Genomic DNA, 12,949 nt, shown 5'->3' with positions numbered 1-12,949 from the left:
TTACGCGCGGCGGGGCGCCGGGGGTACGCTTGTCGGCCACGTTGCCATCCCCCATCAGGAAGACCCTTCATGTCCGCGTCATCGCTGCATCGCCTGCCCACCCCCGCCGCCCGCCTGGACGACGTGCTGGCCGACCTGTCCGCGCGCTTTGCCGCCCGCGCTGCCCATCACGACGAGACCGGCGCCTTTCCGCACGAGCACTTCGCCCAGTTGCACGCCAGCGGGCTGGTGTCGCACGTGGTGCCGGCCGCGCACGGTGGCGGCGGGGCCGGGCTGGCCGAGGCGCGGCGGGTGATTGCGGCGGTGGCCGGCGGCGATGCCGCAACCGCGCTGGTGCTGACGATGACCTACCTGCAGCATCGCGCCATCGGCCGGGCCGATTCGCGCTGGCCAGACGCCGTGCGCGAGCAGGTGTTCCGCAGCGCGGTGGCGTCGGGCGCGCTGATCAATTCGCTGCGCGTGGAGCCGGAACTGGGCTCGCCGTCGCGCGGCGGGCTGCCGGCCACGGTGGCGATGCGCGTGGGCGACCGCTGGCGGCTCAGCGGCCACAAGCTCTACACCACCGGCATCCCGGCGCTGCAATGGCTGGCCGTCTGGGCCCGCACGCACGAGCCGGAGCCGCGCGTCGGCTTCTTCCTCGTGCCGAAGCCGGCTGCCGACACGCCCGGCATCCGCGTGATCGAAAGCTGGCACCACATGGGCTTGCGCGCGTCGGGCAGCCACGAGGTGGTGTTCGAGGACGTCTGGATCCCGCTGGAAAACGCGGTCGATATCCGGCCGCCCGCGGCCTGGGCGCCCACGTCTGGCAGCCAGGCCGATTTCGATGCCAGCGCGGACCAGCAGGCGTGGATGGTGACGCTGCTGGGCAGCCTGTACGACGCCGTGGCGCGCGCCGGCGTGGACTGGGTGCGGCAGTTCGTCAGCGAGCGCGTGCCGAGCGGGCTGGGCCAGCCGCTGGCCACGCTGGCGCGCGTGCAGGAAGCGGTGGGCGAGATGGCCGCGCTGCTGCGCACCAACCGCGTGCTGCTGGACGACCTGGCGGCGCAGGCCGACGCGGGCACGCCGCCGTCGCCGGCCGACAGCGGGCTGGTCAAGTACACGGTCACGTCCAACGCGATCCGCGCGGTGGAACTGGCGCTGCAGCTATCGGGCAACCACGGCCTGAGCCGGCACAACCCGCTGGAACGCCACTATCGCGACGTGCTCTGCAGCCGCATCCACACGCCGCAGAACGACGCCATCCTGACCGCCGCCGGCCGCGCCGCGCTGGGCCGCTGAGCCCGCGCCGCGCGTCCGCCATCGTGCTATGGTTGGGGTCGATTCGCCGCAACCGCAGACGGTGAACGTCCTTTTCCGGAGACACGCCCATGGCTGAGACGCTTCCTGCCGCGCAACGGCTGGCGCCGCTACGTGACTTCATCACGGCATTTTCCGCGCTGCTCGACACGCACCCGGACGAGCCGCGCATCCTCGACGCCGGCGGCAAGCTGCTGGCGAAGCTGGTGGCGCGCGGCGACTGGCTGCCCGACGCCTACGCGCAGCCGCATCCCGAGTTCTACCAGCAGATGCTGCTGCACTGCGATTCGGCCGAGCGGTTCTCGATCGTCAGCTTTGTCTGGGGGGCGGGCCAGCGCACGCCGATCCACGACCACACGGTGTGGGGCCTGATCGGCATGCTGCGCGGCGCCGAGTACGCGCAGCCGTATGCGGTGGACGCCGACGGCGTGCCGCGCCCGCAGGGCGAGGCGGTGCGGCTGGCGCCGGGGCAGGTGGAGGCGGTGTCGCCGGCGGTGGGCGACATCCACCGCGTGCACAACGCGTTCGACGACCGCGTGTCGATCAGCATCCACGTCTACGGCGCCAACATCGGCGCGGTGCGGCGCCACGTCTACCCCGATGCCGGCGGCACCAAGACCTTCATTTCCGGCTATTCCAACGCCACCCTGCCCAATCCCTGGGACCGCTCCAAGGACGCTTGACCCTCATGACCGATCACCACCCGCCATTCCCCGTCACCCCCAGCCTGGCCGTGCGCCAGGCGCTGCTCGACCGCGCCGAGATCGCGCTGATCGACGTGCGCGAGGAAGACCCGTTCGCGCAGCAGCACCCGCTCTGGGCGGCCAACTTTCCGCTGTCGCGGATCGAGCTCGATGCCTGGACGCGCATCCCGCGCCGCGACACGCGCATCGTCGTCTACGGCACCCACGATGGCGAGGACCTGGCCCCGCGCGCGGCGGCGCGGCTGCGTGCGCTGGGCTACACCGACGTGTCGCTGCTCGATGGCGGGCTCGATGCCTGGATCGCGGCCGGCGGCGAGGTGTTCCGCGACGTCAACGTGCCGAGCAAGTCGTTCGGCGAACTGGTGGAGGCGCGGCGGCACACGCCGTCGCTGAGCGCGCCCGAGGTGCAGGCGCTGATCGACAGCCAGGCCGACGTGGTGATCGTCGATGCGCGCCGCTTCGACGAATACCAGACCATGAACATTCCGACGTCGACCAGCCTGCCGGGCGCGGAACTGGTGCTGCGCATCCGCGAGCTGGCGCCGGACCCGCGCACGCAGGTCATCGTCAACTGCGCGGGGCGCACGCGCAGCATCATCGGCACGCAGTCGCTGGTCAACGCCGGCATTCCGAACCCGGTGGCCGCGCTGCGCAACGGCACGATCGGCTGGACGCTGGCCGGCCAGACGCTCGCCCACGGCGCCAGCCGCCGCGCGCCGGCCCAGGTGGAGGCGGCCAATCTGGCGCAGGCGCGCGAGGGCGCGTGGGCGATTGCCGAGCGCGCCGGCGTGCGGCGCATCGCGCTGGATGGGCTGGCGTCGCTGACGGCGCCGGGCCGAACGGTCTACCGCTTCGACGTGCGCACGCCCGAGGAATACGCCGACGGCCATCTGCCCGGCTTTGCCAGCGCGCCGGGCGGCCAGCTGGTGCAGGAAACCGATCACCAGGCGCCGGTGCGAGGCGCGCGGCTCGTGCTGGCCGACGACGACGGCGTGCGGGCCAACATGACCGGATCGTGGCTCGCGCAGATGGGGTGGGAGGTCTACGTGGTGGACGGCGCGACGGCGGCCGACCGGGCCGAACGCGGCACCCCGGCGCCGCAGCATCCGGCGCCGCCCGAGGTGGCCACCGTGGCACCGGCCACGCTGGCCGGCTGGCTCGACGCCGGCGATGCGGCCGTGATCGACGTGACGACCAGCGCGAACTACGTCAAGCGGCACATCCCGGGCGCGTGGTTTGCCATCCGCGCCCAGCTGAAGCAGGCGCTGGCGGTCATCCCGCCGGCCCGCCGGCTGGTGCTGACCTGCGGATCGAGCCTGCTGGCGTGTTTTGCGGCGGCGGACCTGCGCGGGCTGACCGATGCCGAGGTCTTCGTGCTGGAAGGCGGCACCGCGGCGTGGGCCGCGGCCGGGCTGCCGGTGGAAGCCGGCGAGACGCGGCTGGCCGTGCCGCGCACGGACCGCTATCGCCGGCCGTACGAGGGCACCGACAATGCGGCGGCCGCCATGCAGGCGTACCTGGACTGGGAATTCGGCCTCATCGCGCAGCTGGAGCGCGACGGCACCCACTTCTTCGACGTGGCCTGAGCGCCGGGCCCCGAGCGCGGCCGGTCAGAGGTCGCGCGTGCGGGGGATGACCACCGCCTGGCCGTGCAGCACGCCGTCGGCGTCGATCATCTGCCACAGCGTGGCTTCCTCGATCATGAAACGCCGGCCAGCCTTGGTGATCCGCACGCCCTTGTAGCCGGACTCGTAGCCCTGCCGCTGCACACGCTCCAGAAAGCGCTGGCGCTCCTCGCGGTTCGGCGCCTCGGCCGACAGCCGCGACGGCAGGCGGGTAACCTCGTCCCAGTCATAGCCGAAGCGCCGCTGCGCGGCCTTGTTGCCGTAGACGAAGACCGGGTCGGCGGCGGTGTTGTGGGCCAGCACGGCAAACGGGGCGTCTTCGTAGAGCCAGCGCATCGCGTCGGCCGGTGACATCGGCTGGGGCACCAGCGGCTTGCCGAGGATGCGCGCGTGGCTGTCGGCCAGCAGCGCGTAGAAGTCTGGATCGCTGTGGCGGGGCAGCATCGCCATCGGGATCAGGCGGCGCCGCCGAAGTCTGCAAACACGCGCGCCTGCACGGCTTCCATCACACCCAGCACCCGCGCATCTGCAGCCGGGCTGGCGGTCACGCCGGTGGCGTCTTTCGGCTTGGCGCCGACCGGGTAGAACACGAAGCTCGCCCCGAAATCCTTGCCCGCTTCCCGCGCAAGCTGACGGTTCAATGCCTTGAGGTACTTCTTCTTGTCTGCCTTTGTCATTGTTTGGGTCCTGGGTGAGAGGGGTGATGTTTTCGGCGCTTTTTTTGAACGATGGACGGGGCGGATAGCCGTTTGACGAGTGGCTATGGTAGTGGGCAATGCGGGGGTGGGCAATTAGCTGTTGGTTTATGGGGGTGGTTGCTGGGGCGGTGGGTGTTGTGCGGCTGGCCCTCTCCCCCGGCCCCTCTCCCGCGCGCGGGAGAGGGGAGAAAACCATGGGCTACGGCGCGGGTGATGCCGGGGGGTTGCTCCCCTCTCCCGCCTGCGGGAGAGGGGTCGGGGGAGAGGGCCGGCGCTTCAACCTGCCGCCATCCCTCGCCACATCCAACCCATCACCCCGCCAGCTTCCGCAACCCCTCCAGCACGGCCGTGCCCTTGAACGGCTTGACGATCCAGCCCTTGACGCCGGCGGCCTTGCCGCGGTCCTTCATGGCCTGGCTGCTCTCGGTGGTCAGCATCACCACGTTCACCGTGGGGTTGGCCAGTTCGCTGCGGATTTTCTCGACCATGGTCAGGCCGTCCATGTTGGGCATGTTGACGTCGCTGATGACGAGCCGGATGCCGGGGTCGGCCTTGAGCCGGGACAGGCCGTCCTTGCCGTCGACGGCGGTCTGCACGTCCAGGCCGTTGCCGCGCAGGAAGCCGGCTACGTCGTCGCGCACGGCGCTTGAATCGTCCACTACCAGAATCCTTGCCAAGATCGTTTCTCCAAAGGGGGTCAGAACAGTTCCAGTTCGCCGTCGGTGGTCGCTTCCTCGGCGTCGGGCGCCACGTGGAAGTCGACCGGCACGCGCGTGAACAGGCACATCGTCACGGCCACGTGGACGGCCGGGCCGATCACGACGTCGAAGTCGGCGCGGTGGTCGGGGTGCAGGCTGTCCACGTGCCGCAGGCAGGCGGCGTCCAGCACGTAGGGCGTGGACATGCCCAGGTCCGGGAAATGCCGGCCGAGGTCCTGGTTGATCGCGCCGCAGCAGAGGTTGCCGCGTTCCAGCAGCGCGTCGCGCAGGTCGCCGTTGGCCGCGTAGTAGCCAGCGGTGGCCGGGTCGTCGCCAAAGCGCAGGAACAGCATGTAGCGGAAGCCCATCGACGCGATCGTGAGCACCACCACGCTACCGGCCGCGTCGCCGGTTGCCGGGGGCGTGTCGGTGATCGTGCATGGGTCGCCGGCGTCGAGCGCCAGCCGGGACCGTACCGCGCGGTGCAGCACGCGCGCCAGGCTGTGCCGCGCCTGGGCGCTGATCAGGTCCGCGCTCACGGGCAGGCCGCCTCGAACTGATCGGCCAGCAGCGCCACGCTGGCCAGCGCGGCGGTCACCATCTTGCCGCCGGCCTGGATGTCCTGGAACGTGGCCGTGGTGGTCAGGTCGCTCTGGTGCAGGCTGTCGCCATAGCTCTTCGACAGCGCCTCGGAGCGCGCCGCCAGCGCGCGGACCTCGCTGGCCACCACGCCAAAGCCGCGCCCGGCCGCGCCCGCGCGGGCCGCCTCGATCGACGCGTTCAGCGACACGATGACCACGTGCCGGACGATGGCCGACAGCTCCAGGTTCTGCGCGTGCATGGCCCGGTTGCTGGCCATCAGCGCGATCATGTGCGCGTGCCAGCGTTCGAACGTCGTGGCCAGCCCGCGCAGCCGCGTGGTTTCCTCGGCGATGCGGCGCGCCTGCCGCTGCGCGTCGGCCTGGCGCTGGCGGCTGGTGGCCAGGTCGGCGTCGCGTTGCGCCAGCGTTGCCGCGTGGCCGGCGGCCTGGGCCTGCAGGCGATCGATCTCGTCCTGCAGGGCCTGCCGCGCCTGCTCGGCGGCGTCCAGGCGGGCGCCCAGGTCGGCATGATCCTGTTGCAGCCGTGCCAACGCCGCCTCGCACCCGGCCTGCGCCAGCGCCGCCGTCCGCGCGCCGTGCCGCCACGCCAGCCACGCCGGCACCGCCACGATTGCCGCGCCCAGCAGCGCCCCTATCAAATACTCACCCATGCTGCGTGTTCCTTGTCCTGATCCTGAATGCTGATGCCGGCCAGCGCGGCCGGGCTACAGCGGCATCGGCGCCGGCGTCTCGGCCAGCACGGCGACGCTGTCGACGGCAAAGCGTTCCGGCAGGCTGACCACGGTCTGGAACTGCCGGAACGGCGCGCCGGCGTGGGCGTCCGTGAAGCGCAGCGCGATGCTGCCGCCCGAGCGGGCCAGGAACTCGCGCACGGCGTCCATGCCGACGCCGCGGCCCGAGATCGTCGTGACCGTATCGGCCGTCGAGAAACCCGGGCGGAAGATGAGCTGCGCGAGCGCGTCGTCGCCGGGCGTGGCGTCCGGGGCAATCCAGCCGCGTGCCACGGCCGTGGCGCGGATCTTGTCGAGTGCCAGCCCGCGGCCATCGTCGGCCACGGTGATCTGCAGCGCCTGCTGGTCCACGCCGGCCTCGATGACAATGCGGCCCGCCGCCGGCTTGCCGGCCGCCAGCCGCGCCGGGGCGGGTTCGATGCCGTGGTCGATGGCGTTGCGCAGCAGGTGCGTCAGCACGTTTTCCAGCATGCCGGTGACCTCGGCGCGCAGCCGGTAGCCGTTGTCCTGGATGCTGACCTCCGGCGCGGCCTTGCCCAGTTCGGCCGCCAGCGAGGGCAGGGCGTCGACCACGGGCGCCACTACTTCGGCCAGGCTCGTGGCGTCCAGCACGCGCAGGATGCGGTGCACGGCCGCCCGCATCGACAGCAGCTCGGCCAGGCTGTCCGTGGGCGTGGTTTCCAGCAGGTGCAGGCTCTGGCGGATGCGCTGCAGCTCGGCGTCGGCCAGCCGTGCGGCCTCCTGTGCCGGCGTGGCGCGGCCGCGGCCCTTGCGGCCGAGCTTGTCCTCGCTGATGGTGGCGTAGCGGCTCAGTGTGTCGCGCACGCGCGCCACGTCGCTCAGCAGCGCGTCGGGGTTCCACTCGCCGGCCTCGCGCTCCAGGTTGCGCAGCAGTTCCAGCCGCTGTTCGGCCTCGTGCACCACGTCGGTCAGGTGCTGGAGCTTGTAGGTGCGCGCGTTGCCCTTGATCGTGTGCATGTTGCGGAACAGCGCGGCAATGGCGGCGTTGTCGGCTTCGGTGGCCTGCCGGATGATGTGCTCGTTCTCGTGCACGAAGTCGTGGGCCGTGTCCATGAACTGGTGGAATTTCTCTTCGCTGACGGCCAGGATCTCGCCGATGATCTCTAGGCTGCGGCGCTGCTCGCTGGCCTCGGCGGCCAGTTCGCGGAGCTGCGTGACGTCGCGCACGCACAGCATCAGCCGGATGATCGTGTCGGCATCGTCGGTGATCGCGGACCAGCTCAGGTCCAGCACCTTGGCCGTGCCGTCGGGCAGGCGTTTTTCGATCTCGGTGGGCAGCAGGTGCTCGTTGAAGACGAAGTTGATGCCGTCCTGGCCCAGGCAGGCGTCGATGGCGGCGTCCACCTGCGCCAGGGCGTCGGCGCCCAGCGGGGTATCGGTGAACACCAGGTCCATGAAGCGGCGGCCCGCGATGTCGCCTGTGCCGAAGATCTGCTCCAGGTAGGCCGAGTACTCGGGGTGCACCACGCCGCCTTCGACCACGGTCAGGATGCCCTGCTGCATGTTCTGCAGGATGGCCTGGATGTCGGTGGTCTTCTGGCGCAGCAGCGAGGCGTTTTCCTGAATCCGCTCGATCATCTGGTTGAACGCGGCGATCGAGTGGCCGATCTCGTCCATGCGGCCCACCTCGATGCGGCGCGTGAAGTCCTGGCTGGTGGCAATCTCGCTCATGGTGGCCTGCATGCGCGTGAGCGGGCGGGCGATCTGGCGGTGCAGCAGCCAGCCGATCAGCGTCAGCAGCACCACGGCCGCGCCGCTGACCAGCCCGATGGTGCCGGCCGCGCTGGCCAGCTTGCCGTTCAGCGTGGCGATGGCGTCGTCCTTCTCGCGGTTCTTTTCCACGCGCAGGGTGTCGACGATCTTCTCCATCTCGTCGCGGTAGCGCGCCACGTTGGCGAACAGGAACGCCTGGGCGATCTCGTCGCGGCCGGCGGCCTTCATCTCGGCCGTCTCGCGGATTGCGTCGAAGTAGTTGGTCAGGCTTTCGTCGGCCTGGGCCAGCAGGCCCTTCTGCGCGTGCGTGGCGGCGTTGCCGGCCTGCCTTGCCAGCGCGTCGTGCAGGGCTGCCTGGCGGGCCTTGAGGTCGTCCTGCGCCTGCGCCAGCAACTGGGCGTCGGGCGCGTAGACCAGGGTCATGGTGGCCAGCTGGATGTCCTTGACCAGCGATACGACGTCGGCGGATGCCAGCGCGCTGGGCACCACGCCTTCGGTCACCTGTTTGACTTCAGAAGCGCTGGAACGGGTCTGTAGCACCGCGTAGCCGCCAATCGCGGCCAACGCCAGGCACATCAGGACGATCAGCAGCACGATGCGCTGACGAATGGTCATGGCAAAGCTCCCCGGCATTACGAATGTCAAGCCCTTCGGCGAAGGGATTCGGCCTCGTTCTGTGCAAGGCCATCCAACGAATAATGGGCGTGATTATGGGGAGCGCTGTATGACCCCGGCATGACCGGACGGGGCCGGCCGGGCCCCCCGGAGGGAGGGTAGGGGCTGGATATAACGGCCACTCTGGGCTATGGATGATGCTCAGGGTTTGCCGCTTGGCAAGTGACAACAGCTTGAGGAGTCAATGCGAATGATCGGGATGGCGCACGAGTCGATTCCCCCCGAAATTGCCGGGCAGGTACTGCTGGCTTGCGCCGTGATCGCCCGGCACCTTGGCGATACGCTGCGGAGCATCCACCTGCTCGGATCGGCCGTGGAAGGCGGGCTGAAGCCGGGCAGCGATATCGACCTGCTGGTCAGCGTGTCCACCCCGCCGGCCGACGCGGCGCGCCAGGGGCTGCTGCAAGAACTGCTGACGGTCTCCGCGCGTCCCGGCGTGGACGGCGCGTGGCGGCCGCTGGAGGTCACCGTGGTCACGCAAGACGCCGTGGCGCCGTGGCGGCATCCCGCGCGGCGCGAGTTGCAGTTCGGCGAATGGCTGCGCGCCGACCTGCTGGCCGACCGCTTCGAGCCGCCCATGACCGATCCCGACCTGACCCTCCTGCTGACCCAGGCGCGACGGCACAGCGTGGCCGTGGTGGGGCGTCCGGCCAGGGAATGCTTCGACCCCGTACCGGCCGCCGACTTTGCCGCGGCGTTGCGCGACACGCTGGCCCAGTGGAACGGCCCGGCTGACTGGCAGGGTGACGAACGAAACGTGGTGCTGGCGCTGGCGCGGATCTGGTACAGCGCGGAGACCGGCGACATCGCCGCCAAGGACACGGCCGCCGCATGGCTGCTCGAACGGCTGCCGGCGGACCATCGCCCCGTCCTGGCCGAAGCCCGCGCGGGCTACCTGGGCACATCGTCCGGCCTGCCGCTGGACCAAGCCGCGGTTGCGGCTTTCGTCGGCCATGCGCGGCCGGCGATCGAGAAATTGCTGGGGGAGGGGTGAGGCGCGCGCGCCCGTGGGGCGCGGCAAAACAAAAAGCCCAGCATCGCTGCTGGGCTTTTTGATGAAACTGGTGGGTGGTACAGGGATTGAACCTGTGACCCCTGCCGTGTGAAGGCAGTGCTCTACCGCTGAGCTAACCACCCCTGTCTGCTTCGTCACCGTTGTTGCTGGTGTCGTGCAGCGGAGAAACGAGATTATGCCGATGGGGCAGTACCTTGTAAAGCCCTTTTTTCAACTTTCTGCGAAAAAGTTGCGGGCGCGGCTGGCGGGCTACTGGACCGTGGTGCCGGCCGGCACTTCGGACGGGACCTCGATCTTCCAGACCGTCTTGCCGCCGCTGGCCTTGTCCAGTTCCTTGAGCACGCCCATGTGGGCCGACAGCTCCGTCTCGGTGGCCAGCAGCACGGGCAGGGTCAGCGCGGACAGGTCGGCCGCGCGGCGGTCTTCGCCGCCGGCGCTGGTGCCGTCGAGCATGTCGATGACCAGCGAGTTCTGGCCGCGCGTCATCGCCAGGTAGACCTCGGCCAGCAGTTCGGCGTCCAGCAGTGCGCCGTGCAGCGTCCGGTGGGCGTTGCTGATGCCCAGGCGGTCGCACAGCGCGTCGAGCGAGTTGCGCTTGCCCGGAAACATCTGGCGCGCCTCGCGCAGGGTGTCGATCACGTTTGCCACGTGGTCGCGGAACGGGGGCAGGTTGTGGAGCTTGAACTCCATCTCCAGGAAGCCCATGTCGAACGCGGCGTTGTGGATGATCAGCTCGGCGTCGCGCACGAACGCCTGGATCTCGTGCATGACCTCGGCAAACTTCGGCTTGTCGGCCAGGAATTCGGCGGTCAGGCCGTGGATGGCCACGGCGTCCTCGGGCACGTCGCGCTCGGGGTTGATGTAGAAGTGCAGGTTGCGCCCGGTCAGGCGCCGGTTGACCAGTTCCACGCAGCCAATTTCGATCAGGCGATCGCCGGTGGCGTGGTTCAGGCCGGTGGTTTCGGTATCGAGAACGATCTGTCGCATGGGGCAGGATTGTAATCGCTGGCGCCGGGGCGCCGGGTGAGGATCTGAGCGGACGTCAGGCGTTGAGCGATTCCACGCCGCGGTTGGCCAGCCGGTCCGCGCGTTCGTTGCCGGGGTGCCCCGCGTGCCCGCGCACCCAGTGCCATTCGATCACGTGCGGCTGGCGCGCTTCGTCCAGCATCTGCCAGAGGTCGGCGTTCTTGACCGGCTTCTTGTCGGCCGTCAGCCAGCCGCGCTTCTTCCAGCCCGAGATCCACTCGCTGATGCCTTTCTGCACGTACTGCGAGTCGGTGTAGATGTTGATGACGCAGGGCCGCTTGAGCGCGCGCAGCGCCTCGATCACGGCCATCAGCTCCATGCGGTTGTTGGTGGTCGGGTTCTCGCCGCCGAACAGTTCTTTCTCGTGGTCGCCGGCGACCAGCACGGCGCCCCAGCCGCCAGGGCCGGGATTGCCCTTGCAGGCGCCGTCGGAATAAATCGTGACTTCTTGCATCGGAAAAAAGTGAGATGGCCCGGCGCTACTGGCCGGGCGGGGTCTTGTGGTGCTTGCCGTGGGTGCCCGTGGGCGTGGCCACCGGGGCCGCCACGGGCGCCAGGGCCGGCTTGGCCGTCTTCCAGGCCGGGCCGACCAGGCGGATGTTCTTGACGCGCTTGACGGCCGAGATCATGTAGACCGAGCCGAAGATGGGCCACCAGCGGTCGCCCGCCTTCTCCATGAACGCGGCGCGCTGCAGCCAGCGCTCGGTGCGGTAGGGTGGGCAGTAGCAGCCAAACCGGCCGCGGATGATCTCGAAGCCCAGCAGCTTGAGCCAGTCCTTGATCCGCACGAAGCCGATGGTCTGGGCGTCGCTGGGCAGGAACGGCGTGGCGCCCAGGCGGTTCAGGCCCTGCCGGGCGCCCCACAGGCTCATGGGGTTGAAGCAGGTCACGACCACGCGCCCTTCCGGCATCAGCACGCGCGACACCTCGCGCAGCACTTCGTGCGGGTCCTCGGAAAATTCCAGGATATGGGGCAGGGTGACCAGGTCGATACTCTGCGTCTCGAACGGCAGTTCGTCGAAGCGGCACAGCAGCTGGCGGGCGTCGGGGTGCGTCTCGCGCGGGCCGTGCGGGCCGGCGCGGCCGTCCAGCGCCAGCGCCGAGAACGGCATGCGGTTCTCGCGCAGCGTGTCGACGTGGGGCAGACCCAGTTGCACCGCGTGATAGCCGAAGATGTCCGTCACCGTCCGGTCGTACTGGCGCGATTCCCACTCGAGCATGTACTGCCCGGGCGGCGAGGCGAGCCATTCTTCCCAATCTATAATCGGTCGGTTGGACATAGGAGCACACATGTTGAAAGTGGAGCCGATCCCCGCCTTCCAGGACAACTATATCTGGGCGATCCACGACGGCCAATGCGCCGCCGTGGTGGACCCAGGCGAAGCCGGGCCCGTGGAGCGCTTTCTGGCGCAACGCGGGCTGGCATTGGGCGCTATTGTAATCACCCATCACCACGGCGATCACCAGGGCGGCGTTTCGGACCTGCTGGCGAGCCATCCCGACGGCCCCGACGGCGCCCCGGTGCCGGTCATCGGCCCGGCCGGCGAGCGGATCGGCCACCGCACCCAGGCCGTGCGCGAGGGCGACACCGTGTCGCTGGCCCACCCGGCCGCCACGTTCCGGGTCATCGACGTGCCGGGCCACACGGCCGGCCACGTGGCCTATGCGGGGGACCTGCCCGGCGTGGGCCCGGTGGTGTTCTGCGGCGATACGCTGTTCGCCAGCGGCTGCGGGCGGCTGTTCGAGGGCACGCCGGCGCAGATGCTGGCGTCGCTGGACAAGCTGGCCGCGCTGCCCGGCGACACCCGCGTCTATTGCGCCCACGAGTACACGCGCAGCAACGTCCGCTTTGCGCGGGCCGTGGAGCCGGACAACGCCGCGCTGGGCGCCTGGTCAGACCGGGTAGACGCGCTGCGCCAGGCCGATACCCCCACCCTGCCCACCACGCTGGCCCACGAGCGGGCCGTCAACCCGTTCCTGCGCTCGCGCGAGCCGGCCGTGCGCGCGGCGGTCCAGGCGCAGGGCGGCGACGTCAGCAGCGACGCCGCGGCGTTCGGCGCGCTGCGCGGCTGGAAGGACAATTTCCGCTGAGCCGGGCGGCCGGCAGTCGATACATTTCAGACGTTTCTCATCCGTCCGGACGGG

14 protein-coding genes and 1 tRNA gene are annotated in these 12,949 nt (G+C 70.0%); 5 read left to right on the top strand and 10 right to left on the bottom strand.

What is annotated here, in order from left to right:
• The first annotated feature begins 69 nt into the window (after positions 1-69).
• From EPAKOI_RS10215 to EPAKOI_RS10205, 3 genes are all read left to right on the top strand, one after another.
• Positions 70-1,278 (top strand): acyl-CoA dehydrogenase family protein, encoded by a 1,209-nt coding sequence (locus EPAKOI_RS10215; RefSeq protein ID WP_423192144.1) that lies wholly within the window; start codon positions 70-72, stop codon positions 1,276-1,278.
• A gap of 89 nt (positions 1,279-1,367) precedes the next feature.
• Positions 1,368-1,979 carry a cysteine dioxygenase gene (locus tag EPAKOI_RS10210; protein ID WP_423192143.1) on the top strand — a complete coding sequence of 204 codons (612 nt, stop codon included), beginning with the start codon at positions 1,368-1,370 and terminating at the stop codon, positions 1,977-1,979.
• 5 nt (positions 1,980-1,984) lie between these two features.
• Positions 1,985-3,586 carry a rhodanese-related sulfurtransferase gene (locus tag EPAKOI_RS10205; protein WP_423192142.1) on the top strand — a complete coding sequence of 534 codons (1,602 nt, stop codon included), beginning with the start codon at positions 1,985-1,987 and terminating at the stop codon, positions 3,584-3,586.
• A 24-nt stretch (positions 3,587-3,610) separates the two neighbouring features.
• On the opposite strand, the gene EPAKOI_RS10200 is transcribed toward EPAKOI_RS10205, so the two are convergent.
• The 6 genes from EPAKOI_RS10200 to EPAKOI_RS10175 all read right to left on the bottom strand — a co-directional run bounded on the left by EPAKOI_RS10200 (position 3,611) and on the right by EPAKOI_RS10175 (position 8,703).
• Complete coding sequence (locus EPAKOI_RS10200; RefSeq protein WP_423192141.1) at positions 3,611-4,075, bottom strand: MEKHLA domain-containing protein; 465 nt, start codon at positions 4,073-4,075, stop codon at positions 3,611-3,613.
• A gap of 5 nt (positions 4,076-4,080) precedes the next feature.
• Positions 4,081-4,302 carry a hypothetical protein gene (locus EPAKOI_RS10195; protein WP_423192140.1) on the bottom strand — a complete coding sequence of 74 codons (222 nt, stop codon included), beginning with the start codon at positions 4,300-4,302 and terminating at the stop codon, positions 4,081-4,083.
• Positions 4,303-4,634: 332 nt separating this feature from the next.
• Positions 4,635-5,000, bottom strand: a complete 366-nt coding sequence (locus EPAKOI_RS10190; protein WP_423192139.1) for a response regulator — start codon at positions 4,998-5,000, stop codon at positions 4,635-4,637.
• A 20-nt stretch (positions 5,001-5,020) separates the two neighbouring features.
• Positions 5,021-5,560 (bottom strand): hypothetical protein, encoded by a 540-nt coding sequence (locus tag EPAKOI_RS10185; protein ID WP_423192138.1) that lies wholly within the window; start codon positions 5,558-5,560, stop codon positions 5,021-5,023.
• Positions 5,557-6,273: a methyl-accepting chemotaxis protein gene (locus EPAKOI_RS10180; RefSeq protein WP_423192137.1), complete on the bottom strand. Its 717-nt coding sequence runs from the start codon at positions 6,271-6,273 to the stop codon at positions 5,557-5,559. The genes EPAKOI_RS10185 and EPAKOI_RS10180 overlap by 4 nt, the downstream gene beginning before the upstream one ends.
• Positions 6,274-6,327: 54 nt before the next feature.
• Positions 6,328-8,703 (bottom strand): ATP-binding protein, encoded by a 2,376-nt coding sequence (locus EPAKOI_RS10175; protein WP_423192136.1) that lies wholly within the window; start codon positions 8,701-8,703, stop codon positions 6,328-6,330.
• A gap of 259 nt (positions 8,704-8,962) precedes the next feature.
• Here EPAKOI_RS10175 and EPAKOI_RS10170 point away from each other — a divergent pair, with 259 nt between their 5' ends.
• Positions 8,963-9,757: an aminoglycoside adenylyltransferase family protein gene (locus EPAKOI_RS10170; protein WP_423193508.1), complete on the top strand. Its 795-nt coding sequence runs from the start codon at positions 8,963-8,965 to the stop codon at positions 9,755-9,757.
• Positions 9,758-9,825: 68 nt separating this feature from the next.
• Here the strand turns inward: EPAKOI_RS10170 and EPAKOI_RS10165 are convergent.
• The 4 genes from EPAKOI_RS10165 to EPAKOI_RS10150 form a co-directional block, all read right to left on the bottom strand.
• A tRNA-Val gene (locus EPAKOI_RS10165) sits at positions 9,826-9,900 on the bottom strand.
• Positions 9,901-10,027: 127 nt separating this feature from the next.
• Positions 10,028-10,765 carry a DNA polymerase III subunit epsilon gene (dnaQ, locus tag EPAKOI_RS10160; protein WP_313834958.1) on the bottom strand — a complete coding sequence of 246 codons (738 nt, stop codon included), beginning with the start codon at positions 10,763-10,765 and terminating at the stop codon, positions 10,028-10,030.
• Positions 10,766-10,820: 55 nt separating this feature from the next.
• Positions 10,821-11,258 carry a ribonuclease HI gene (gene rnhA, locus EPAKOI_RS10155; RefSeq protein ID WP_124683893.1) on the bottom strand — a complete coding sequence of 146 codons (438 nt, stop codon included), beginning with the start codon at positions 11,256-11,258 and terminating at the stop codon, positions 10,821-10,823.
• 25 nt (positions 11,259-11,283) lie between these two features.
• Positions 11,284-12,084, bottom strand: coding sequence for a class I SAM-dependent methyltransferase (locus EPAKOI_RS10150; protein WP_124683894.1), 801 nt, complete (start codon positions 12,082-12,084; stop codon positions 11,284-11,286).
• 10 nt (positions 12,085-12,094) lie between these two features.
• On the opposite strand from EPAKOI_RS10150, the gene gloB reads away from it, so the two are divergent.
• Positions 12,095-12,895, top strand: coding sequence for a hydroxyacylglutathione hydrolase (gene gloB, locus EPAKOI_RS10145; RefSeq protein WP_423192135.1), 801 nt, complete (start codon positions 12,095-12,097; stop codon positions 12,893-12,895).
• The last annotated feature ends 54 nt before the right edge of the window (positions 12,896-12,949 follow it).

It is taken from the genome of Cupriavidus sp. H18C2, assembly GCF_049393795.1.
Lineage (GTDB): Bacteria > Pseudomonadota > Gammaproteobacteria > Burkholderiales > Burkholderiaceae > Cupriavidus > Cupriavidus pauculus_C.
Note: the sequence above shows the minus strand (reverse complement) of the source record. Positions and strands in the feature narration are given on the sequence as shown.